This is a genomic window from Shigella dysenteriae, from assembly GCF_022354085.1.
GTDB lineage: Bacteria > Pseudomonadota > Gammaproteobacteria > Enterobacterales > Enterobacteriaceae > Escherichia > Escherichia coli.
Window position 1 is genome coordinate 4,721,718 of sequence record NZ_CP055055.1, and the last position, 21,834, is coordinate 4,743,551.

18 protein-coding genes are annotated in these 21,834 nt (G+C 52.9%); 13 read left to right on the top strand and 5 right to left on the bottom strand.

Features of this window, described 5'->3' with window-relative positions; all coding sequences use genetic code 11:
* The first annotated feature begins 17 nt into the window (after positions 1–17).
* The 3 genes from coaBC (at position 18) to slmA (ending at position 2,377) form a co-directional block, all read left to right on the top strand.
* Positions 18–1,238, top strand: a complete 1,221-nt coding sequence (coaBC, locus tag HUZ68_RS22565; RefSeq protein WP_033815111.1) for a bifunctional phosphopantothenoylcysteine decarboxylase/phosphopantothenate--cysteine ligase CoaBC — start codon at positions 18–20, stop codon at positions 1,236–1,238.
* Complete coding sequence (gene dut, locus HUZ68_RS22570; RefSeq protein ID WP_033815112.1) at positions 1,216–1,674, top strand: dUTP diphosphatase; 459 nt, start codon at positions 1,216–1,218, stop codon at positions 1,672–1,674. The genes coaBC and dut overlap by 23 nt, the downstream gene beginning before the upstream one ends.
* A gap of 106 nt (positions 1,675–1,780) precedes the next feature.
* The gene (slmA, locus tag HUZ68_RS22575; RefSeq protein WP_000818603.1) at positions 1,781–2,377 is read left to right on the top strand and encodes a nucleoid occlusion factor SlmA; all 597 of its coding nucleotides are present in this window, start codon (positions 1,781–1,783) and stop codon (positions 2,375–2,377) included.
* A gap of 36 nt (positions 2,378–2,413) precedes the next feature.
* On the opposite strand, the gene pyrE is transcribed toward slmA, so the two are convergent.
* Both pyrE and rph read right to left on the bottom strand, forming a co-directional pair.
* Positions 2,414–3,055 (bottom strand): orotate phosphoribosyltransferase, encoded by a 642-nt coding sequence (gene pyrE, locus HUZ68_RS22580; RefSeq protein ID WP_000806177.1) that lies wholly within the window; start codon positions 3,053–3,055, stop codon positions 2,414–2,416.
* Positions 3,056–3,120: 65 nt separating this feature from the next.
* On the bottom strand, positions 3,121–3,837 hold the full coding sequence (gene rph / locus HUZ68_RS22585) for a ribonuclease PH (RefSeq protein ID WP_001247093.1): 717 nt from the start codon (positions 3,835–3,837) through the stop codon (positions 3,121–3,123).
* A gap of 126 nt (positions 3,838–3,963) precedes the next feature.
* Here rph and HUZ68_RS22590 point away from each other — a divergent pair, with 126 nt between their 5' ends.
* From HUZ68_RS22590 to HUZ68_RS22600, 3 genes are all read left to right on the top strand, one after another.
* On the top strand, positions 3,964–4,827 hold the full coding sequence (locus tag HUZ68_RS22590; protein ID WP_000621327.1) for a YicC/YloC family endoribonuclease: 864 nt from the start codon (positions 3,964–3,966) through the stop codon (positions 4,825–4,827).
* Positions 4,828–5,048: 221 nt separating this feature from the next.
* Positions 5,049–5,873 (top strand): DNA damage-inducible protein D, encoded by an 825-nt coding sequence (dinD, locus tag HUZ68_RS22595; RefSeq protein WP_001604109.1) that lies wholly within the window; start codon positions 5,049–5,051, stop codon positions 5,871–5,873.
* Positions 5,874–6,163: 290 nt separating this feature from the next.
* Positions 6,164–6,781: a trimeric intracellular cation channel family protein gene (locus tag HUZ68_RS22600; protein ID WP_000924289.1), complete on the top strand. Its 618-nt coding sequence runs from the start codon at positions 6,164–6,166 to the stop codon at positions 6,779–6,781.
* Here the strand turns inward: HUZ68_RS22600 and ligB are convergent.
* The gene (ligB, locus tag HUZ68_RS22605; protein WP_033815113.1) at positions 6,778–8,460 is read right to left on the bottom strand and encodes an NAD-dependent DNA ligase LigB; all 1,683 of its coding nucleotides are present in this window, start codon (positions 8,458–8,460) and stop codon (positions 6,778–6,780) included. The two genes, HUZ68_RS22600 and ligB, sit on opposite strands and share 4 nt — an antisense overlap.
* 257 nt (positions 8,461–8,717) lie before the next feature.
* Here ligB and gmk point away from each other — a divergent pair, with 257 nt between their 5' ends.
* The 5 genes from gmk to recG are packed head-to-tail and all read left to right on the top strand — an operon-like array spanning position 8,718 to position 14,581.
* Positions 8,718–9,341: a guanylate kinase gene (gene gmk / locus HUZ68_RS22610; protein ID WP_001295237.1), complete on the top strand. Its 624-nt coding sequence runs from the start codon at positions 8,718–8,720 to the stop codon at positions 9,339–9,341.
* 54 nt (positions 9,342–9,395) lie between these two features.
* Positions 9,396–9,671, top strand: coding sequence for a DNA-directed RNA polymerase subunit omega (gene rpoZ / locus HUZ68_RS22615; RefSeq protein ID WP_000135058.1), 276 nt, complete (start codon positions 9,396–9,398; stop codon positions 9,669–9,671).
* A gap of 18 nt (positions 9,672–9,689) precedes the next feature.
* Positions 9,690–11,798: a bifunctional GTP diphosphokinase/guanosine-3',5'-bis pyrophosphate 3'-pyrophosphohydrolase gene (gene spoT / locus HUZ68_RS22620; RefSeq protein WP_000280488.1), complete on the top strand. Its 2,109-nt coding sequence runs from the start codon at positions 9,690–9,692 to the stop codon at positions 11,796–11,798.
* Positions 11,799–11,804: 6 nt separating this feature from the next.
* Positions 11,805–12,494, top strand: coding sequence for a tRNA (guanosine(18)-2'-O)-methyltransferase TrmH (gene trmH, locus HUZ68_RS22625; protein ID WP_001070174.1), 690 nt, complete (start codon positions 11,805–11,807; stop codon positions 12,492–12,494).
* 5 nt (positions 12,495–12,499) lie between these two features.
* Complete coding sequence (gene recG, locus HUZ68_RS22630) at positions 12,500–14,581, top strand: ATP-dependent DNA helicase RecG (RefSeq protein ID WP_033815114.1); 2,082 nt, start codon at positions 12,500–12,502, stop codon at positions 14,579–14,581.
* Positions 14,582–14,756: 175 nt separating this feature from the next.
* On the opposite strand, the gene gltS is transcribed toward recG, so the two are convergent.
* Positions 14,757–15,962 carry a sodium/glutamate symporter gene (gene gltS, locus HUZ68_RS22635; protein WP_000468836.1) on the bottom strand — a complete coding sequence of 402 codons (1,206 nt, stop codon included), beginning with the start codon at positions 15,960–15,962 and terminating at the stop codon, positions 14,757–14,759.
* Between the two features lie 279 nt (positions 15,963–16,241).
* Between gltS and xanP the strand changes: the two genes are divergently transcribed.
* Together xanP and HUZ68_RS22645 are read left to right on the top strand one after the other, a co-directional pair.
* Positions 16,242–17,633, top strand: coding sequence for a xanthine/proton symporter XanP (gene xanP / locus HUZ68_RS22640; RefSeq protein ID WP_001295238.1), 1,392 nt, complete (start codon positions 16,242–16,244; stop codon positions 17,631–17,633).
* Positions 17,634–17,753: 120 nt separating this feature from the next.
* The gene (locus tag HUZ68_RS22645) at positions 17,754–19,463 is read left to right on the top strand and encodes an AsmA family protein (RefSeq protein WP_033815115.1); all 1,710 of its coding nucleotides are present in this window, start codon (positions 17,754–17,756) and stop codon (positions 19,461–19,463) included.
* 52 nt (positions 19,464–19,515) lie between these two features.
* Here the strand turns inward: HUZ68_RS22645 and yicI are convergent, their stop codons facing one another.
* On the bottom strand, positions 19,516–21,834 hold the full coding sequence (yicI, locus tag HUZ68_RS22650; RefSeq protein ID WP_113455358.1) for an alpha-xylosidase: 2,319 nt from the start codon (positions 21,832–21,834) through the stop codon (positions 19,516–19,518).

Consider the following 21,834-nt stretch of genomic DNA (forward strand, 5'->3'; position numbering starts at 1 on the left):
CTACAGGAAAAATCATCATGAGCCTGGCCGGTAAAAAAATCGTTCTCGGCGTTAGCGGCGGTATTGCTGCCTATAAAACCCCTGAACTGGTGCGTCGTTTGCGCGATCGCGGGGCCGACGTCCGCGTAGCCATGACCGAAGCGGCAAAAGCCTTTATCACCCCACTTAGCTTGCAGGCGGTTTCTGGTTATCCCGTTTCCGACAGTTTGCTGGACCCGGCAGCCGAAGCCGCTATGGGCCATATTGAGCTGGGTAAATGGGCTGATTTAGTGATTCTCACCCCTGCCACGGCAGATTTGATTGCCCGTGTTGCTGCCGGAATGGCGAATGACCTGGTATCGACGATTTGTCTGGCTACACCTGCGCCTGTAGCCGTGCTCCCCGCCATGAACCAGCAGATGTACCGTGCCGCTGCCACGCAGCATAATTTAGAGGTGCTTGCTTCCCGTGGTTTGCTCATCTGGGGGCCAGACAGTGGCAGTCAGGCTTGTGGTGATATCGGTCCTGGGCGAATGCTCGATCCGTTAACCATTGTGGATATGGCAGTAGCGCATTTTTCGCCCGTCAACGACCTAAAACATCTGAACATTATGATTACCGCCGGCCCGACGCGTGAACCGCTCGATCCGGTGCGTTATATCTCTAATCACAGCTCCGGCAAGATGGGTTTTGCTATCGCCGCCGCCGCTGCCCGTCGTGGCGCGAACGTCACGCTGGTATCAGGTCCAGTTTCACTACCGACGCCACCGTTTGTTAAACGTGTTGATGTGATGACCGCGCTGGAAATGGAAGCCGCCGTGAATGCTTCTGTACAGCAGCAAAATATTTTTATCGGTTGCGCCGCCGTGGCGGATTATCGCGCAGCTACCGTGGCCCCAGAAAAAATCAAAAAGCAGGCCACGCAGGGTGATGAATTAACAATAAAAATGGTTAAAAACCCCGATATCGTCGCAGGCGTTGCCGCACTAAAAGACCATCGACCCTACGTCGTTGGATTTGCCGCCGAAACAAATAATGTGGAAGAATACGCCCGGCAAAAACGTATCCGTAAAAACCTTGATCTGATCTGCGCGAACGATGTTTCCCAGCCAACTCAAGGATTTAACAGCGACAACAACGCATTACACCTTTTCTGGCAGGACGGAGATAAAGTCTTACCGCTTGAGCGCAAAGAGCTCCTTGGCCAATTATTACTCGACGAGATCGTGACCCGTTATGATGAAAAAAATCGACGTTAAGATTCTGGACCCGCGCGTTGGGAAGGAATTTCCGCTCCCGACTTATGCCACCTCTGGCTCTGCCGGACTTGACCTGCGTGCCTGTCTCGATGACGCCGTAGAACTGGCTCCGGGTGACACTGCGCTGGTTCCGACCGGGCTGGCGATTCATATTGCCGATCCTTCACTGGCGGCAATGATGCTGCCGCGCTCCGGATTGGGACATAAGCACGGTATCGTGCTTGGTAACCTGGTAGGATTGATCGATTCCGACTATCAGGGCCAGTTGATGATTTCCGTGTGGAACCGTGGTCAGGACAGCTTCACCATTCAACCGGGTGAACGTATCGCACAGATGATTTTTGTTCCGGTAGTACAGGCTGAATTTAATCTGGTGGAAGATTTCGACGCCACCGACCGCGGTGAAGGCGGCTTTGGTCACTCTGGTCGTCAGTAACACATACGCATCCAAATAACGTCATAACATAGCCGCAAACATTTCGTTTGCGGTCATAGCGTGGGTGCCGCCTGGCAAGTGCTTATTTTCAGGGGTATTTTGTAACATGGCAGAAAAACAAACTGCGAAAAGGAACCGTCGCGAGGAAATACTTCAGTCTCTGGCGCTGATGCTGGAATCCAGCGATGGAAGCCAACGTATCACGACGGCAAAACTGGCCGCCTCTGTCGGCGTTTCCGAAGCGGCACTGTATCGCCACTTCCCCAGTAAGACCCGCATGTTCGATAGCCTGATTGAGTTTATCGAAGATAGCCTGATTACTCGCATCAATTTGATTCTGAAAGATGAGAAAGACACCACAGCGCGCCTGCGTCTGATCGTGTTGTTGCTCCTCGGTTTTGGTGAGCGTAATCCTGGCCTGACCCGCATCCTTACCGGGCATGCGCTGATGTTTGAACAAGACCGCCTGCAAGGGCGCATCAACCAACTTTTCGAACGTATTGAAGCGCAGCTGCGTCAGGTATTGCGTGAAAAGAGAATGCGTGAGGGTGAAGGTTACACCACTGATGAAACGCTGCTGGCAAGCCAGTTGCTGGCCTTCTGTGAAGGTATGCTGTCACGTTTTGTCCGCAGCGAATTTAAATATCGCCCGACGGATGATTTTGACGCCCGCTGGCCGCTAATTGCCGCGCAGTTGCAGTAATATGACGCCGGATGACTTTTCATCCGGCGAGTTTCTTTAAACGCCAAACTCTTCGCGATAGGCCTTAACCGCCGCCAGATGTTCCGCCATTTCTGGCTTCTCTTCCAGGTAAGCAATCAAGTCTTTCAGGGTAATGATAGAGATCACTTTGCAGTTGTAATCACGCTCAACTTCCTGAATCGCCGAAATCTCGCCGCGCCCGCGTTCCTGACGATCGAGCGAAATCAATACGCCAGCAAGCGTCGCGCCATTGGCCTGAATAATTTCCATCGACTCGCGAATCGCCGTTCCGGCGGTGATCACATCATCCACCAGCATTACGCGTCCTTGTAACGCGCTACCGACCAGATTGCCGCCTTCACCGTGGTCTTTTGCCTCTTTGCGGTTAAAGCAGTACGGCAGGTCCAGGTCATGATGCTCCGCCAGCGCCACGGCGGTTGTGGTAGCAATCGGGATCCCTTTGTAAGCAGGGCCAAACAGCAGATCGAACTCAATGCCGGAATCCACCAATGCTTCAGCGTAAAAACGGCCTAACAGTGCCAGATCGCGCCCGGTATTAAACAGCCCGGCGTTGAAGAAATAGGGGCTTTTACGCCCGGATTTCAGCGTAAACTCGCCAAACTTTAACACCTGCTTGCTAAGCGCAAATTCAATAAACTGGCGCTGATATGGTTTCATGCCTTCGCTCCTCATCTTACTTTTCTACAGACAAAAAAAAGGCGACTCATCAGTCGCCTTAAAAATCAGTTTGCCAGCGCCGCCTTCTGCGTCGCTACAATGGATTCGATTCCCCCTCGGGCCAGCGCCAACAAGGTGAGTAACTCTTCATGGGTGAACGGCTCGCCTTCTGCCGTCCCCTGCACTTCAATGATGCGCCCGTCTTCGGTCATCACTACGTTCATGTCGGTCTCTGCGGCTGAGTCTTCAACGTATTCCAGATCGCAAACCGCTTCGCCGTTCACAATTCCGACAGAAACTGCGGCTACCATCCCTTTCATCGGGTTGGTTTTCAGCTTGCCGTTTTCCACCAGCTTCTGTAGCGCATCTGCCAGCGCCACGCAGGCACCCGTAATCGACGCGGTACGCGTGCCACCATCAGCCTGAAGCACGTCGCAGTCCAGCGTAATGGTGAACTCACCCAGCGCTTTCAAATCTACTGCTGCGCGAAGAGCACGGGCGATCAGACGCTGGATTTCCATTGTGCGTCCACCCTGCTTACCTTTCGCCGCTTCACGAGCGTTACGGGTGTGGGTAGAACGTGGCAGCATGCCGTACTCTGCGGTGATCCAGCCCTGGCCCTGACCTTTCAGGAAGCGCGGCACGCCTTCTTCAATAGAGGCGGTACACAACACTTTGGTATCGCCAAATTCGACCAGCACCGAGCCTTCTGCATGTTTTGTATAGTTACGAGTCAGGGTAACGGGACGCACCTGATTATTGCTACGGCCTGCTGGACGCATATTGAAATCTCCGGCTTGAAACAAATGTGGCTGCGCATTATACGGACTTCCGGCGGTTATTCCTATCCTGACAAGGCATCGATGGCTATAATCCTTCCACCTCTCCTTTTATAAACAGGAACGTCTATGATCCGCAGTATGACCGCCTACGCCCGGCGTGAAATCAAGGGTGAATGGGGGAGCGCAACCTGGGAAATGCGCTCGGTAAACCAGCGTTATCTGGAAACTTACTTTCGTCTGCCGGAGCAGTTCCGTAGCCTTGAACCTGTCGTTCGTGAGCGTATTCGTTCTCGCCTGACGCGCGGTAAAGTGGAATGTACCCTGCGCTATGAGCCAGATGTTAGCGCACAAGGTGAGCTGATCCTCAATGAAAAACTGGCTAAACAGCTGGTAACTGCCGCGAACTGGGTAAAAATGCAGAGTGACGAAGGGGAAATCAACCCGGTTGATATTCTACGCTGGCCGGGCGTGATGGCAGCCCAGGAGCAGGATCTCGACGCGATTGCCGCTGAAATTCTCGCGGCGTTGGATGGCACCCTGGATGACTTTATCATCGCTCGCGAAACCGAAGGTCAGGCGCTGAAAGCGTTGATTGAGCAGCGTCTGGAAGGCGTCACCGCCGAAGTGGTCAAAGTCCGCTCCCATATGCCGGAAATCCTGCAATGGCAGCGTGAACGCTTGGTCGCGAAGCTGGAAGATGCTCAGGTGCAGTTGGAAAACAACCGTCTGGAGCAGGAGTTGGTTCTGCTGGCACAACGAATTGACGTTGCCGAAGAACTGGACCGCCTCGAAGCGCATGTTAAAGAGACCTACAACATTCTGAAGAAAAAAGAAGCGGTTGGCCGTCGTCTGGACTTTATGATGCAGGAGTTCAACCGCGAGTCGAACACTCTTGCGTCGAAATCTATCAATGCCGAAGTGACAAACTCTGCCATCGAGCTGAAAGTGTTGATTGAGCAAATGCGTGAGCAGATTCAGAACATTGAATAACTCGTAACGCCAATTCTTACTTTTCAGCCTTCACAAATGCCGCCCACTCAAACAGAGCGGCATTTTTCTTCCCCGCAACTTTCAATTCTGTTTTGCGTGCCTGCTCCAGATTTTGCGATGTCTTTTTGCCCAGCACACTGAGAACGTGAGATACTCACAACTGTATATAAATACAGTTAAAGATTTACTTTCTTTGCAATCGATATCACATGGAGTGGGCAATGAACGAACATCATCAACCTTTTGAAGAAATACGGCATTATGGCACTGAAGGGCAAGAATTTTGGTCAGCGAGAGAATTGGCACCGTTACTGGATTATCGGGACTGGCGCAATTTTCAAAAGGTACTGGCCCGCGCGACTCAAGCGTGCGAAGCCAGCAATCAAGCTGCATCTGACCATTTCGTTGAAACCACCAAAATGGTTGTATTAGGTTCAGGGGCTCAACGAGAACTTGAAGATGTTCATCTCTCCCGCTATGCCTGTTACCTGGTAGTACAAAACGGCGACCCTGCGAAACCGGTTATTGCGGCAGGGCAAACTTATTTTGCTATCCAGACCCGACGGCAGGAGCTGGCTGACGATGAAGCTTTCAGGCAACTTCGTGAAGACGAAAAGCGTCTTTTTCTGAGAAATGAATTGAAAGAACATAACAAACAATTAGTTGAGGCAGCGCAGCAAGCTGGGGTAGCGACAGCTATCGATTTCGCCATATTTCAGAATCATGGTTACCGGGGGCTGTATGGTGGATTAGATCAGAAAGCCATCCATCAGCGGAAGGGGCTGAAAAAGAGTCAGAAGATCCTGGATCATATGGGTTCAACAGAACTGGCGGCTAATCTCTTTCGAGCTACCCAAACAGAAGAAAAACTCAAGCGGGATGGCGTGAATTCAAAACAGCAAGCTAACACCACACACTTTGACGTGGGTCGCAAGGTGAGACAAACCATTCAGGAACTTGGCGGAACCATGCCTGAAGAGTTGCCGACCCCGCAGATCAGCATCAAGCAGTTGGAAAACAGTGTAAAAATTACAGAGAAGAAATAGCAGAAACTAAAAACTCTTTTTGTTGATTGAGACACCCGATGCGTAAGCCAAGGTCCAGGTGCAGTGAACACAATGGCTAAATATTGCACCTTTCTTTTCCCCCCTCAGTTTTAACCTATTTTTTCTTATGCATTTTCTCAGACAAGAAGTCAGAAGAATGCATCTCTGCTACAGAAAATAGCGATTTCACATAACTACAAGTTATCAATTTCCCCTCACCTTAAAAAATCTCAATCGTGACAATGCGCACAAATCGCTACCCTGCCAGACAGATTTTTAGGGAGAGAACCATGCTGTTACACATTTTGTATTTGGTTGGCATTACTGCCGAAGCCATGACGGGGGCGCTGGCGGCCGGGCGACGGCGCATGGATACATTTGGCGTAATTATTATTGCGACCGCCACCGCAATTGGCGGAGGGTCAGTGCGCGATATTCTGCTGGGCCACTATCCGCTTGGCTGGGTCAAACACCCGGAATATGTGATTATCGTCGCTACCGCCGCAGTACTCACCACTATCGTTGCTCCTGTAATGCCTTACCTGCGCAAAGTGTTTCTGGTGCTCGATGCGCTCGGACTGGTGGTCTTTTCTATCATTGGCGCACAGGTTGCACTGGATATGGGGCACGGCCCAATTATTGCCGTTGTCGCGGCGGTAACCACCGGCGTGTTTGGCGGCGTTTTGCGCGATATGTTCTGTAAACGCATCCCACTGGTATTCCAGAAAGAGTTGTATGCCGGTGTCTCATTTGCCTCCGCCGTGCTGTACATCGCGCTGCAACACTATGTTTCTAATCATGATGTGGTGATTATCTCCACCCTGGTATTCGGCTTTTTTGCCCGTTTACTGGCGCTACGTCTTAAGCTGGGATTACCGGTTTTTTACTACAGCCACGAAGGTCACTAAGGTTCAAAACCTGTGATCTGCTGGGCAGCCAGCCAACTGCCCAGCTTCTTGATTTGCGCATTTTCCTTCCATTCAATAACCTGTCTGGCGCGCCCAGATCCAGTCCCCGGCAGCTGCTGCCAGAACTGTTCTGTGCTAAATAAAAGTTGCGACCAGGACTGTTCATCACTGGCATTAAGCGCCGCCCGGGTTAGCGGTATTCCCATTGCCATCACCCAGCGAGTAAAAGGCTGCTTACGAGCCAGATTAAACTGATGCCATAGCTGCGCACTTTTACTTTTCGCGATCCCCGGCGTGTTCTGTAATTGCTCTGGCGTTAATAAAAGCCAGGAAAAGATATGCTCAAAGCGATGAGTCTGATGCAGCGCGCGCCAGCCGGCCTCACCAATGCCATCCAGCCCAAGAACCTGTTTTGACCCCAGCCAGACTAAGCGTGAAATGAACTGTTCCTGACAAACATCAGAAGCAAAGTAGCAGGTCAACGAGTTAAAGCGGTTTTCTGGTGGTGTCGGTTTTGTACGTTCTGCACCGCGCCAGACCACATCATCAATGCGAGGAATACCCTGACCGGCAAGGCTGACGAGGATCTGATCACCAGGTGCAATATCCCACTCCTGCCAGCGCCTGACGGAACCAATATTCACCCGCTGGACTTTTTTATCATCCAGCATGACAGGTGCGAGTGACGCAACCACCGATATTTTACCGCTCTTACCCACCGCAAACTGAATCGCCTTCACTTCGGCAACCTGAGCTACAGGTTGATATTTCCAGGCCACCAGCCACTCCGCCTGGCCCGGTAGCCAATGACGGGATTCGGGTTCCTTAGCCCCTCGCACAACCACGCCATCGGTGACGAAGGGTAATTTCGCTTTCCTCCACTCATTGCGTACGCGCGCAACCTCATCAGCATTTTTAACCGCACGGGTATACCTCTGCGTTAGAGTAAAACCTGCGGTAGCCAGCTCCTTTAAACGATCGGTCATTAACTGCGGTCCATCCGGCCATGCCCAGACAAAAACGCCCAGAGAATTCAGCGTGTCGCTATCGTCCTGGCGCATCATCAGACCAGCAACTTTTGCGCGGGCATTTATTCCCCCCATTTGTTGTTGGATATGCCCCTCGCGCTGGAGAAATATTTCCCCCTGAAGCGTACTGTTGGCTAAAGGCCCGCTAACGGTTTGCGGCACAGCGGAAATTAAGCGAACTTTCTGCGTCCAGTCCTCGCCTTTCAGGCCATTGCCGCGACTGATTGCTTTGTTCAGTTTCCCGTCCCGATAAACCAGGGTTACCGCAACGCCATCAACTTTTGGCTGCACCCAAAGATCGCTACGTTCGCGCATCCACAGACTTAATGCGATTTTATCCACCATTTTGCGTACACCCGTATGGGCAACCGGATGCATAACCGCACCATTTAAAGGCGGCATCATCACGTCGCGGGGCTCGCTCCCAAAGCAGCGTTGCCACTGCGTAAGACGGGCGCTTAACTGATCGTAAACACCGTCTTCCACCTCACTTTTTCCTTCCTTCCAGTAGTCATCGTCCCACTGTTTTATTTGCTGTTGCAGGCGGGAAATTTCTTCCTGTGCTCTGGCTGGCGACCAGGCCGGACAGACCGCCCACACAGATGATTGCCAGCACAAGATACTTATTAATATCGCCATCCATACTTTCATCATCACCTCCGCTGTAGATAGTCAGGCAGATATACAACGTGATGAAAGCAAAGCCGAGTGGCAAAAACGGAGTCTGCGAGGACGCTTCCTGAAAATCGTCTTTATTGCAGTGAATGACAGGCAAATGCGGAAGCAGCTACGCAAAACGCAACAACTTTGCGCAAAAAGTGTGAGCAAGGGCTACGTCACATGGCCGCGCCGTGTATAATAAGCTCGTATGTAGGCTTTATTTCGCTAATCACATACGAAAGATACTCATGGCTCAAGGCACGCTTTATATTGTTTCTGCCCCCAGTGGCGCGGGTAAATCCAGCCTGATTCAGGCTTTATTAAAAACCCAACCGTTGTATGACACCCAGGTTTCTGTTTCACACACCACACGCCAACCGCGTCCTGGTGAAGTCCACGGTGAACATTATTTCTTTGTTAATCATGATGAATTTAAAGAAATGATTAGCAGAGATGCGTTCCTCGAACACGCAGAAGTTTTTGGTAATTACTATGGCACTTCGCGTGAGGCCATTGAGCAAGTCCTGGCGACCGGTGTTGATGTTTTTCTCGATATCGACTGGCAGGGCGCGCAGCAAATTCGCCAGAAGATGCCGCACGCGCGGAGTATCTTTATTTTACCGCCGTCCAAAATTGAACTGGACCGCCGTCTACGCGGTCGCGGTCAGGACAGCGAAGAGGTCATTGCAAAGCGTATGGCGCAAGCTGTTGCAGAAATGAGCCATTACGCCGAATATGATTACCTGATTGTGAATGATGACTTCGATACCGCGTTGACCGATTTGAAGACCATTATTCGCGCCGAACGTCTGCGCATGAGCCGCCAAAAGCAGCGTCATGACGCTTTAATCAGCAAATTGTTGGCAGACTGAACCTGATTTCAGTATCATGCCCAGTCATTTCTTCACCTGTGGAGCTTTTTAAGTATGGCACGCGTAACTGTTCAGGACGCTGTAGAGAAAATTGGTAACCGTTTTGACCTGGTACTGGTCGCCGCGCGTCGCGCTCGTCAGATGCAGGTAGGCGGAAAGGATCCGCTGGTACCGGAAGAAAACGATAAAACCACTGTAATCGCGCTGCGCGAAATCGAAGAAGGTCTGATCAACAACCAGATCCTCGACGTTCGCGAACGCCAGGAACAGCAAGAGCAGGAAGCCGCTGAATTACAAGCCGTTACCGCTATTGCTGAAGGTCGTCGTTAATCACAAAGCGGGTCGCCCTTGTATCTGTTTGAAAGCCTGAATCAACTGATTCAAACCTACCTGCCGGAAGACCAAATCAAGCGTCTGCGGCAGGCGTATCTCGTTGCACGTGATGCTCACGAGGGGCAAACACGTTCAAGCGGTGAACCCTATATCACGCACCCGGTAGCGGTTGCCTGCATTCTGGCCGAGATGAAACTCGACTATGAAACGCTAATGGCGGCGCTGCTGCATGACGTGATTGAAGATACACCCGCCACCTACCAGGACATGGAACAGCTTTTTGGTAAAAGCGTCGCCGAGCTGGTAGAGGGGGTGTCGAAACTTGATAAGCTCAAGTTCCGCGATAAGAAAGAGGCGCAGGCCGAAAACTTTCGCAAGATGATTATGGCGATGGTGCAGGATATCCGCGTCATTCTCATCAAACTTGCCGACCGTACCCACAACATGCGCACGCTGGGCTCACTTCGCCCGGACAAACGTCGCCGCATCGCCCGTGAAACTCTCGAAATTTATAGCCCGCTGGCGCACCGTTTAGGTATCCACCACATTAAAACCGAACTCGAAGAGCTGGGTTTTGAGGCGCTGTATCCCAATCGTTACCGCGTAATTAAAGAAGTGGTGAAAGCCGCGCGCGGCAACCGTAAAGAGATGATCCAAAAAATCCTCTCTGAAATCGAAGGGCGTTTGCAGGAAGCGGGAATACCGTGCCGCGTCAGTGGTCGCGAGAAGCATCTTTATTCGATTTACTGCAAAATGGTGCTCAAAGAGCAGCGTTTTCACTCGATCATGGACATCTACGCTTTCCGCGTGATCGTCAATGATTCCGACACCTGTTATCGCGTGCTCGGCCAGATGCATAGCCTGTATAAGCCGCGTCCGGGTCGCGTGAAAGACTACATCGCCATTCCAAAAGCGAACGGCTATCAGTCGTTGCACACCTCGATGATTGGCCCGCACGGCGTGCCGGTTGAGGTCCAAATCCGTACCGAAGATATGGATCAGATGGCGGAGATGGGTGTTGCCGCGCACTGGGCTTATAAAGAGCACGGCGAAACCAGCACGACTGCACAAATCCGCGCCCAGCGCTGGATGCAAAGCCTGCTGGAGCTGCAACAAAGCGCCGGTAGCTCGTTTGAATTTATCGAGAGCGTTAAATCCGATCTCTTCCCGGATGAGATTTACGTTTTCACACCGGAAGGGCGCATTGTCGAACTGCCTGCCGGTGCAACGCCTGTCGACTTCGCTTATGCAGTGCATACCGATATCGGTCATGCCTGCGTGGGCGCACGCGTCGACCGTCAGCCTTACCCGCTGTCGCAGCCGCTTACCAGCGGTCAAACCGTTGAAATCATTACCGCACCGGGCGCTCGCCCGAATGCCGCGTGGCTGAACTTTGTCGTTAGCTCGAAAGCGCGCGCCAAAATTCGTCAGTTGCTGAAAAACCTCAAGCGTGATGATTCTGTAAGCCTGGGCCGTCGTCTGCTCAACCATGCTTTGGGTGGTAGCCGTAAGCTGAATGAAATCCCGCAGGAAAATATTCAGCGCGAGCTGGATCGTATGAAGCTGGCAACGCTTGACGATCTGCTGGCAGAAATCGGACTTGGTAACGCAATGAGCGTGGTGGTCGCGAAAAATCTGCAACATGGGGACGCCTCCATTCCACCGGCAACCCAAAGTCACGGACATCTGCCCATTAAAGGTGCCGATGGCGTGCTGATCACCTTTGCGAAATGCTGCCGCCCTATTCCTGGCGACCCGATTATCGCCCACGTCAGCCCCGGTAAAGGTCTGGTGATCCACCATGAATCCTGCCGTAACATCCGTGGCTACCAGAAAGAGCCAGAGAAGTTTATGGCTGTGGAATGGGATAAAGAGACGGCGCAGGAGTTCATCACCGAAATCAAGGTGGAGATGTTCAATCATCAGGGCGCGCTGGCAAACCTGACGGCGGCAATTAACACCACGACTTCGAATATTCAAAGTTTGAATACGGAAGAGAAAGATGGTCGCGTCTACAGCGCCTTTATTCGTCTGACCGCTCGTGACCGTGTGCATCTGGCGAATATCATGCGCAAAATCCGCGTGATGCCAGACGTGATTAAAGTCACCCGAAACCGAAATTAATGTTTTATGAACCCAACACGTTATGCACGCATCTGCGAAATGCTCGCCAGGCGGCAGCCTGATCTGACCGTCTGCATGGAGCAGGTCCACAAACCTCATAACGTTTCTGCGATTATTCGTACCGCAGATGCCGTTGGCGTACATGAAGTTCACGCCGTCTGGCCTGGTAGCCGCATGCGTACCATGGCCTCTGCGGCGGCGGGTAGCAACAGTTGGGTGCAGGTGAAAACGCACCGCACCATTGGCGATGCCGTCGCTCATCTCAAAGGCCAGGGCATGCAAATTCTGGCAACCCATCTTTCTGATAACGCTGTCGATTTTCGCGAAATTGATTACACTCGCCCGACCTGCATTTTGATGGGTCAGGAGAAAACGGGCATCACTGAGGAAGCGTTGGCCCTGGCGGATCGGGACATCATCATTCCGATGATTGGCATGGTGCAATCGCTGAATGTTTCCGTTGCCTCAGCCCTCATTCTTTACGAAGCCCAGCGCCAGCGGCAAAATGCGGGCATGTACCTGCGTGAAAACAGCATGTTGCCGGAAGCAGAGCAACAACGCCTGTTGTTTGAAGGCGGCTATCCGGTGCTGGCGAAAGTCGCAAAACGCAAAGGCCTGCCTTACCCCCACGTCAATCAGCAAGGCGAGATCGAAGCTGATGCCGACTGGTGGGCTACTATGCAGGCTGCAGGGTAAGTGCCATGAAAGGTCGCCTGTTAGATGCTGTCCCGCTCAGTTCCCTAACGGGCGTTGGCGCAGCGCTTAGTAACAAGCTGGCGAAAATCAACCTGCAGACTGTGCAGGATCTACTCTTACACCTTCCCCTGCGCTACGAAGATCGCACCCATCTCTACCCCATCGGAGAACTACTACCGGGCGTTTATGCCACGGTGGAAGGCGAAGTGCTGAATTGCAATATCACCTTCGGCGGCCGCCGGATGATGACCTGCCAGATCAGCGACGGTTCCGGCATTCTCACCATGCGCTTTTTCAACTTCAACGCGGCAATGAAAAATAGCCTGGCGACGGGCCGCCGTGTGCTGGCCTATGGAGAAGCAAAGCGCGGTAAATATGGTGCGGAGATGATCCACCCGGAATACCGCGTGCAGGGCGATCTCAGTACGCCAGAGTTGCAGGAAACGCTCACGCCGGTTTATCCAACAACCGAAGGCGTAAAGCAGGCCACGCTGCGTAAATTAACTGACCAGGCGCTGGATCTGCTCGACACCTGCGCCATTGAAGAACTCCTGCCGCCGGAACTGTCACAAGGAATGATGACGCTACCGGAAGCGTTGCGCACTTTGCACCGCCCGCCGCCGACGCTGCAACTTAGCGATCTGGAAACCGGGCAGCATCCGGCGCAACGTCGTCTGATTCTGGAAGAACTGCTGGCGCATAACCTCAGCATGTTAGCCTTACGCGCCGGAGCGCAACGTTTCCATGCCCAGCCGCTGAGCGCCAATGACACGCTGAAAAATAAACTTCTTGCCGCCTTACCGTTCAAGCCAACGGGCGCTCAGGCTCGCGTGGTGGCGGAGATCGAGCGCGATATGGCGCTGGATGTGCCGATGATGCGCCTGGTACAGGGCGATGTAGGTTCCGGTAAAACGCTGGTCGCTGCCCTCGCCGCGCTGCGTGCGATTGCCCACGGCAAACAGGTGGCATTGATGGCACCAACCGAATTACTCGCCGAACAGCACGCCAATAACTTCCGTAACTGGTTTGCACCGCTCGGTATCGAAGTGGGCTGGCTCGCCGGTAAGCAGAAAGGTAAAGCGCGGCTGGCACAGCAGGAAGCCATCGCCAGCGGTCAGGTGCAGATGATTGTCGGAACACACGCCATCTTCCAGGAACAGGTGCAGTTTAACGGCCTGGCGCTGGTGATTATCGACGAACAGCATCGCTTTGGCGTGCATCAGCGTCTGGCATTGTGGGAGAAAGGCCAGCAGCAAGGCTTCCATCCGCATCAGTTGATCATGACCGCCACGCCGATCCCCCGCACGCTGGCGATGACTGCGTATGCCGATCTCGACACCTCGGTCATTGATGAACTGCCGCCAGGCCGCACGCCAGTGACTACGGTCGCTATTCCTGATACTCGCCGTACCGACATCATTGACCGCGTGCGCCACGCCTGCATGACTGAAGGTCGTCAGGCGTACTGGGTTTGTACGTTGATTGAAGAGTCGGAATTGCTGGAAGCGCAGGCGGCGGAAGCTACCTGGGAAGAGTTGAAACTGGCGCTACCAGAGTTGAATGTTGGCCTGGTACACGGGCGGATGAAACCTGCCGAGAAACAGGCGGTGATGGCGTCGTTTAAACAAGGTGAACTACACCTGCTGGTTGCCACTACCGTTATTGAAGTCGGTGTTGATGTGCCTAACGCCAGTCTGATGATTATCGAAAACCCTGAGCGTCTGGGTCTGGCGCAGTTACACCAGCTGCGCGGGCGTGTAGGTCGTGGTGCGGTGGCTTCTCACTGCGTGCTGCTCTACAAAACGCCGCTCTCCAAAACCGCGCAAATTCGCCTGCAAGTGCTGCGCGACAGCAACGACGGTTTTGTGATTGCACAGAAAGACTTAGAGATTCGCGGACCGGGTGAACTGTTAGGTACGCGTCAGACGGGTAATGCTGAATTTAAAGTGGCGGATTTACTGCGCGATCAGGCGATGATCCCGGAAGTTCAGCGCCTGGCACGCCATATTCACGAACGTTACCCACAACAGGCAAAAGCCCTGATAGAACGCTGGATGCCGGAGACGGAACGTTACTCGAATGCGTAAAAGGCGGCGGTGAGAAGACCGCCATTTCAGGTTACCCTACCTTCCTGCCGGATGTGCTTCGTCCTACAAAAACTTATAAATTCAATAAATTGTGAATCAATGCGCAGCCTTGATAAGCGAAGCGTATCAGGCATTTGTCTTTGTTGCGGCGGCAATTCTACCGCCGCTTCATCGGTTAACCCGCAAAAATCGGCAACATCAAATACAGCTTAATCACCAGCGCGTTAACGATATCAATAAAGAACGCACCGACCATCGGCACCACCAGAAACGCCATGTGCGACGGGCCAAAACGTTCAGTGATCGCCTGCATGTTGGCGATTGCCGTTGGCGTTGCACCGAGGCCAAAACCACAGTGACCCGCAGCCAGCACTGCCGCATCGTAGTTTTTGCCCATCATGCGCCAGGTAACGAAGATGGCATACAACGCCATGAAGATGGTCTGTACCACCAGAATCGCCAGCATCGGCAGCGCCAGCGAAGCCAGCTCCCACAGTTTCAGCCCCATCAACGCCATCGCCAGGAACAACGACAGGCTTACGTTACCCAGCACGGATACCGCACGCTCAAAGACGCGGTAAAAGCCCATCATTGACAGACCGTTGCTCAGAATCACGCCAACAAACAGGACACAGACGAAGGTCGGCAGTTCAAAAGCAGTGCCAGCCAAAAGTTGCGCAACAATTTTCCCCACCGTCAGGCAGATAGCAATCAGCGCGATAGTTTCAATCAGCACCAGCGAGGTGATCATGCGGCCCACATCCGGCTTTTCAAACGCCGTCGGGACTTCCTGGTCATCCGGAATACCGTTCGGCGTGGTGGAGTGTTTCACCAGATAGCGCGCCACCGGACCGCCAATCAAGCCGCCCAGCACCAAACCGAACGTTGCACAGGCCATCGCCACTTCCGTCGCATTGGTGAAGCCATAACGTTCAATGAACAATTTACTCCATGCAGCTCCCGTACCGTGACCGCCGGAAAGCGTAATAGAACCGGCCAACAGCCCCATCAGCGGATCAAGCCCTAACAGGCTAGCCATACCAATGCCAATGGCATTTTGCATCACCAACAGACCAACAACCACAATCAGGAAGATGCCAACCACACGCCCACCGGCACGCAAACTGGCAATGTTGGCGTTCAGGCCAATGGTGGCGAAGAATGCCAGCATTAACGGATCGCGCAGGGACATATCAAAGTTGACTTCCCAGCCCATGCTTTTTTTCAGTACCAGTAGCGCCAGCGCCACCAACAAACCACCCGCAACAGGTTCCGGTATGGTGTATTTCTTCAAAAAGGAGACGGAATGGACCAACTTACGCCCGAGCAGCAACGTCAGCGTTGCGGCAACAAGCGTTGCTAAAGTATCGAGATGAAACATAGTTACTCCTTTGTATCCGCATCACTCTTTCATACTCGTCATACTTCATCGCGCAGTGGCAACTTCATGAACTATGACGGGTATCGAGTTATGCTTTCCTGGGTCAAATTCTCAGCTGTTAATGAACAAATGGCATGGATTTTAAGCAGAAAAATACCAAAAGTTATATAAAAAAGTGCATTTATCTCATTTAAATATTTAGATGAGGATGTGGCAAACGTTTGCTTTTCTCTTTCGGTCAGCTAAAATGCCCGCTTTGCTACCACGGGATTGTTTTCGATGTCTGTTTCCACCCTCGAGTCAGAAAATGCGCAACCGGTTGCGCAGACTCAAAACAGCGAACTGATTTACCGTCTTGAAGATCGTCCGCCGCTTCCTCAAACCCTGTTTGCCGCCTGTCAGCATTTGCTGGCGATGTTCGTTGCGGTGATCACGCCAGCGCTATTAATCTGCCAGGCGCTGGGTTTACCGGCACAAGACACGCAACACATTATTAGTATGTCGCTGTTTGCCTCCGGTGTGGCATCGATTATTCAAATTAAGGCCTGGGGTCCGGTTGGCTCCGGGCTGTTGTCTATTCAGGGCACCAGCTTCAACTTTGTTGCCCCGCTGATTATGGGCGGTACCGCGCTGAAAACCGGTGGTGCTGATGTTCCTACCATGATGGCGGCTTTGTTCGGCACGTTGATGCTGGCAAGTTGCACCGAGATGGTGATCTCCCGTGTTCTGCATCTGGCGCGCCGCATTATTACGCCGCTGGTTTCTGGCGTTGTGGTGATGATTATCGGCCTGTCGCTAATTCAGGTGGGGCTGACCTCAATTGGCGGCGGTTACGCAGCCATGAGCGATAACACCTTCGGCGCACCGAAAAATCTGCTGCTGGCAGGCGTGGTCTTAGCCTTAATTATCCTGCTTAACCGTCAACGTAACCCTTACTTACGCGTGGCCTCACTGGTGATTGCGATGGCGGCCGGATATGCGCTGGCGTGGTTTATGGGCATGTTGCCAGAAAGCAACGAACCGATGACGCAAGAACTGATTATGGTGCCAACGCCGCTCTATTACGGTCTTGGCATTGAATGGAGTCTGCTGCTGCCGCTGATGCTGGTCTTTATGATCACTTCGCTGGAAACCATTGGCGATATCACGGCGACCTCTGACGTTTCCGAACAGCCAGTGTCCGGTCCGCTGTACATGAAACGCCTGAAAGGCGGCGTGCTGGCAAACGGCCTGAACTCGTTTGTTTCGGCGGTGTTTAACACCTTCCCGAACTCCTGCTTCGGGCAGAACAACGGAGTGATCCAGTTGACCGGTGTTGCCAGCCGCTATGTCGGTTTTGTCGTCGCGCTGATGTTGATCGTGCTGGGTCTGTTCCCGGCAGTGAGCGGTTTTGTACAACACATTCCAGAACCGGTTCTGGGCGGCGCAACGCTTGTAATGTTTGGCACCATCGCCGCCTCCGGTGTGCGTATCGTTTCTCGTGAGCCGCTGAACCGTCGGGCGATTCTGATTATCGCGCTGTCGCTGGCGGTCGGCCTGGGCGTGTCTCAGCAGCCGCTGATTTTGCAGTTTGCCCCTGAATGGCTGAAAAACCTGCTCTCCTCCGGGATCGCCGCGGGCGGTATTACTGCCATCGTGCTGAATCTGATTTTCCCACCAGAAAAACAGTAATTCACTGGCGGCGGTAAGATAATTACCGCCGCAGTCTCACCTCTTTCACCATTCCCGCCTTGAGGATTGCGCGTAAATCGTGCATAACTCCCTTATGTGCATTTCACGGGATGGAAGACCATGAAATTTATTGGGAAGCTGCTTCTCTACATTCTCATCGCTCTGTTAGTGGTGATCGCTGGCCTCTATTCTCTTCTGCAAACCCGCTGGGGAGCAGAACATATCAGCGCATGGGTTTCCGAGAATAGCGACTATCATCTGGCCTTCGGGGCGATGGATCACCGTTTTTCCGCGCCATCTCATATCGTGCTGGAGAACGTCACATTTGGTCGTGATGGTCAGCCCGCGACCCTGGTGGCAAAAAGTGTCGACATTGCGCTAAGCAGTCGGCAACTGACCGAACCACGCCATGTCGATACCATCCTGCTGGAAAACGGGACGCTGAATCTCACCGGCCAGACCGCGCCGCTACCGTTCAAAGCCGATCGTCTGCAACTGCGTGATATGGCGTTTAATAGCCCGAATAGCGAATGGAAACTGAGCGCGCAGCGGGTAAATGGCGGCGTGGTTCCGTGGTCACCAGAAGCCGGTAAAGTGCTGGGTACGAAGGCGCAGATTCAGTTTAGTGCCGGATCGCTTTCGCTCAATGATGTTCCTGCCACCAATGTACTGATTGAAGGCAGTATTGATAACGATCGCGTTACGCTGACTAACCTGGGTGCCGACATCGCCCGCGGGACATTAACCGGAAACGCGCAGCGTAACGCCGACGGCAGCTGGCAAGTGGAAAATCTGCGCATGGCGGATATCCGTCTACAAAGCGAAAAATCGCTAACCGACTTCTTTGCGCCATTACGCTCTGTCCCGTCGTTGCAGATTGGTCGCCTGGAAGTGATCGATGCTCGTTTGCAAGGTCCGGACTGGGCGGTGACCGACCTCGATCTCAGCTTGCGCAACATGACCTTCAGTAAAGATGACTGGCAGACACAGGAAGGCAAACTGTCGATGAACGCCAGCGAGTTCATTTATGGTTCGCTGCATTTATTTGACCCGATTATAAACGCGGAATTTTCCCCGCAGGGCGTAGCGCTGCGCCAGTTCACCAGCCGCTGGGAAGGGGGTATGGTCAGAACGTCAGGGAACTGGCTGCGTGACGGGAAAACGTTGATCCTTGATGATGCGGCAATTGCCGGGCTGGAATATACCTTGCCGAAAAACTGGCAACAGTTGTGGATGGAAACGACACCCGGTTGGTTAAACAGCCTGCAACTGAAGAGATTTAGCGCCAGCCGCAATCTGATCATTGATATCGACCCTGACTTCCCGTGGCAGCTCACCGCGCTCGATGGTTACGGTGCCAATCTGACGCTGGTTACCGATCATAAATGGGGCGTCTGGAGTGGCTCGGCGAATCTGAATGCCGCCGCCGCGACGTTTAATCGTGTTGATGTCCGTCGTCCATCGCTGGCGCTAACCGCCAACAGCAGCACGGTGAATATCAGCGAACTGAGTGCATTTACTGAAAAAGGCATTCTGGAAGCCACCGCCAGTGTTTCACAAACGCCACAACGTCAGACCCATATCAGCCTGAATGGACGCGGTGTGCCGGTGAATATTTTGCAACATTGGGGATGGCCTGAATTACCGTTGACTGGCGACGGCAATATTCAGCTTACCGCCAGTGGCGATATTCAGGCCAATGTCCCGCTGAAACCTACGGTTAGCGGGCAATTGCATGCCGTGAATGCCGCAAAGCAGCAAGTGACTCAAACCATGAATGCGGGCGTAGTTTCCAGTGGTGAAGTTACGTCGACGGAGCCGGCGCAGTAAACATCAATCTCGCCGGGTACGACTCAGACGTACCCGGCATTCCATCAATAGATTACAACGTAATTGTCAGCGCATTCCCTTGAGGCGTCACCACCAGCCCCTGCTCACTTTCAGCCTGCGAACCGCCTTGCAGACCATTTACTTTCACAACATTGCGCAAGCACAGCGTCCAGTTCTTCGCCTCGCCCGCACCAGTCACAGTAATCGTGTTGCCAATACGTGCTGCTTTTAAAGTAAAGATCACCGAACCGTCAGCAGCGGGCACTTCACAGACGGCTTCATGCCCGTCTTGCAGATTAAAGAGCTGGAATGCCGTACCTTCGTGCCACGCGTAATCGGGACGTTGATCGTTGTTGCCCAGCGCCAGTAGGGTGTTATCACGCACATAAACGGGCAGACTCAGGAAGCCGTGCTGCTGTTTATGCCAGCGACTACCGTCGAGCTCATCGTTGTGCCACAGGTGTGTCCAGCGACCTTCCGGCAAGTAGAACAGCACATCGCCCGCTTCAGTGAACACCGGAGCAACCATCACGTTGTCGCCTAACATGTATTGACGGTCAATATAATCACAAGCCGGCTCGTCCGGGAACTCCATCATCATGGCCCGCATCATCGGCGTACCCCGCGCATTCGCACGCGCAGCTTCACGATACAGATACGGCATCATGCGGCATTTCAGTTGCGTGAAGAAGCGCACCACATCACAGGACTCATCATCGTAGGCCCACGGCACACGATAAGATTTGCTGCCATGTAAACGACTATGGCTGGAGAGCAAACCAAACGCGCACCAGCGTTTGTAAACGTGCGCCGGAGCGGTATTTTCAAAGCCGCCGATATCGTGGCTCCAGAAGCCAAAACCTGAAAGGCCAATAGACAAACCACCGCGCAGGCTTTCCGCCATTGATTCGTAGTTAGCGTAACAGTCGCCACCCCAGTGTACCGGGAATTTCTGCGCACCGACGGAGGCCGAGCGGGCAAACAAGACAGCTTCTTCCTCACCAACGGTGTCCTTGAGCACGTTCCACACCAGTTCGTTGTAGATGTACGCATAATGGTTATGCATTTTCTGCGGATCGGAACCGTCAAACCACTGAACATCGGTTGGGATACGTTCGCCAAAGTCGGTCTTAAAGCAATCAACGCCCATCGCGACCAGACCTTTCAGTTTGTCGGCGTACCATTTGCAGGCATCCGGATTGGTAAAGTCATAAATCGCCAGACCTGGCTGCCATTTATCCCACTGCCACAGCGAACCGTCCGGGCGTTTGAGTAAATAACCTTTCTCTTGTAACTCTTTAAAGACGGGGGATTTTTGCCCAATATAGGGGTTAATCCAGACGCAGATTTTCAGCCCTTTCGCTTTCAGGCGGCGGATCATCCCTTCCGGGTCTGGGAAAGTCAGCGGGTCCCACTCAAAATCGCACCACTGGAAGGCTTTCATCCAGAAACAGTCAAAGTGGAAAACATGCAGCGGCAGATTGCGTTCCGCCATACCATCGATAAAGCTGTTTACCGTCGCTTCGTCGTAGTTGGTGGTAAATGAAGTGGTTAGCCACAGACCGAAGGACCACGCGGGCGGCAGCGCCGGACGGCCAGTAAAACGGGTATAACGATCAAGTACCGCTTTCGGCGTCGGGCCGTCGATAACAAAGTATTCGAGATATTCGCTCTCAACGCTGAACTGCACTTTGGAGACTTTCTCCGATCCCACTTCAAAAGAGACACACTGGGGGTGATTGACCAGCACCCCATAGCCACGGTTAGTCATATAGAACGGGATATTTTTATACGCCTGTTCAGTACTTGTGCCGCCGTCCCGGTTCCAGGTTTCTACCGTCTGACCATTGCGCACCAGGGCAGTAAAGCGCTCTCCCAGACCATAAACTGTTTCGCCAACGCCAAGATCCAGCCGCTCAAACATATAATTTCGTTGATTATTCGTGTCCTGCACGTAGCCATTATTTTTCACCTGACTACCGGTAATACGTTCACCGTTGCGCAGAAAATCGAGTGACCAGAACTCACCTTTGCTGACACGCGCGCTTAAGTTGCCACTTTTAAACTCAGCATAACGTTCTGTGTTTTCGATTGTGACCTTCACGTCCTGCAAAATATTGAGCGGATAATGAGGGCCGTTATTCAGCGCCCCCTGAAAATGCTCAATCCGCACCCCGACAATACCTTCCTGTGGGGAGAAAAAGCGCAGCGTAAATAAAGGCGTGTCAAGCTGCCAGGTACGTTCACGTACATCACGGGGGGCAGCATAGACCACCATTTCATTACCCTGCTGTTCAACCTCGAACACCTGAAGCGGGTGAATCAAATTGAGGCCAGGTTGAATCAACCAGTTTCCATCGCTAATTTTCAT

What these genes read in the sequence shown, in the direction of transcription:
- coaBC (WP_033815111.1), top strand. Translation starts at nt 18, where the DNA reads ATGAGCCTGGCCGGTAAAAAAATCGTTCTCGGCGTTAGCGGCGGTATT.
- dut (WP_033815112.1), top strand. Translation starts at nt 1,216, where the DNA reads ATGATGAAAAAAATCGACGTTAAGATTCTGGACCCGCGCGTTGGGAAG.
- slmA (WP_000818603.1), top strand. Translation starts at nt 1,781, where the DNA reads ATGGCAGAAAAACAAACTGCGAAAAGGAACCGTCGCGAGGAAATACTT.
- pyrE (WP_000806177.1), bottom strand. Translation starts at nt 3,055, where the DNA reads ATGAAACCATATCAGCGCCAGTTTATTGAATTTGCGCTTAGCAAGCAG.
- rph (WP_001247093.1), bottom strand. Translation starts at nt 3,837, where the DNA reads ATGCGTCCAGCAGGCCGTAGCAATAATCAGGTGCGTCCCGTTACCCTG.
- HUZ68_RS22590 (WP_000621327.1), top strand. Translation starts at nt 3,964, where the DNA reads ATGATCCGCAGTATGACCGCCTACGCCCGGCGTGAAATCAAGGGTGAA.
- dinD (WP_001604109.1), top strand. Translation starts at nt 5,049, where the DNA reads ATGAACGAACATCATCAACCTTTTGAAGAAATACGGCATTATGGCACT.
- HUZ68_RS22600 (WP_000924289.1), top strand. Translation starts at nt 6,164, where the DNA reads ATGCTGTTACACATTTTGTATTTGGTTGGCATTACTGCCGAAGCCATG.
- ligB (WP_033815113.1), bottom strand. Translation starts at nt 8,460, where the DNA reads ATGAAAGTATGGATGGCGATATTAATAAGTATCTTGTGCTGGCAATCA.
- gmk (WP_001295237.1), top strand. Translation starts at nt 8,718, where the DNA reads ATGGCTCAAGGCACGCTTTATATTGTTTCTGCCCCCAGTGGCGCGGGT.
- rpoZ (WP_000135058.1), top strand. Translation starts at nt 9,396, where the DNA reads ATGGCACGCGTAACTGTTCAGGACGCTGTAGAGAAAATTGGTAACCGT.
- trmH (WP_001070174.1), top strand. Translation starts at nt 11,805, where the DNA reads ATGAACCCAACACGTTATGCACGCATCTGCGAAATGCTCGCCAGGCGG.
- recG (WP_033815114.1), top strand. Translation starts at nt 12,500, where the DNA reads ATGAAAGGTCGCCTGTTAGATGCTGTCCCGCTCAGTTCCCTAACGGGC.
- gltS (WP_000468836.1), bottom strand. Translation starts at nt 15,962, where the DNA reads ATGTTTCATCTCGATACTTTAGCAACGCTTGTTGCCGCAACGCTGACG.
- xanP (WP_001295238.1), top strand. Translation starts at nt 16,242, where the DNA reads ATGTCTGTTTCCACCCTCGAGTCAGAAAATGCGCAACCGGTTGCGCAG.
- HUZ68_RS22645 (WP_033815115.1), top strand. Translation starts at nt 17,754, where the DNA reads ATGAAATTTATTGGGAAGCTGCTTCTCTACATTCTCATCGCTCTGTTA.
- yicI (WP_113455358.1), bottom strand. Translation starts at nt 21,834, where the DNA reads ATGAAAATTAGCGATGGAAACTGGTTGATTCAACCTGGCCTCAATTTG.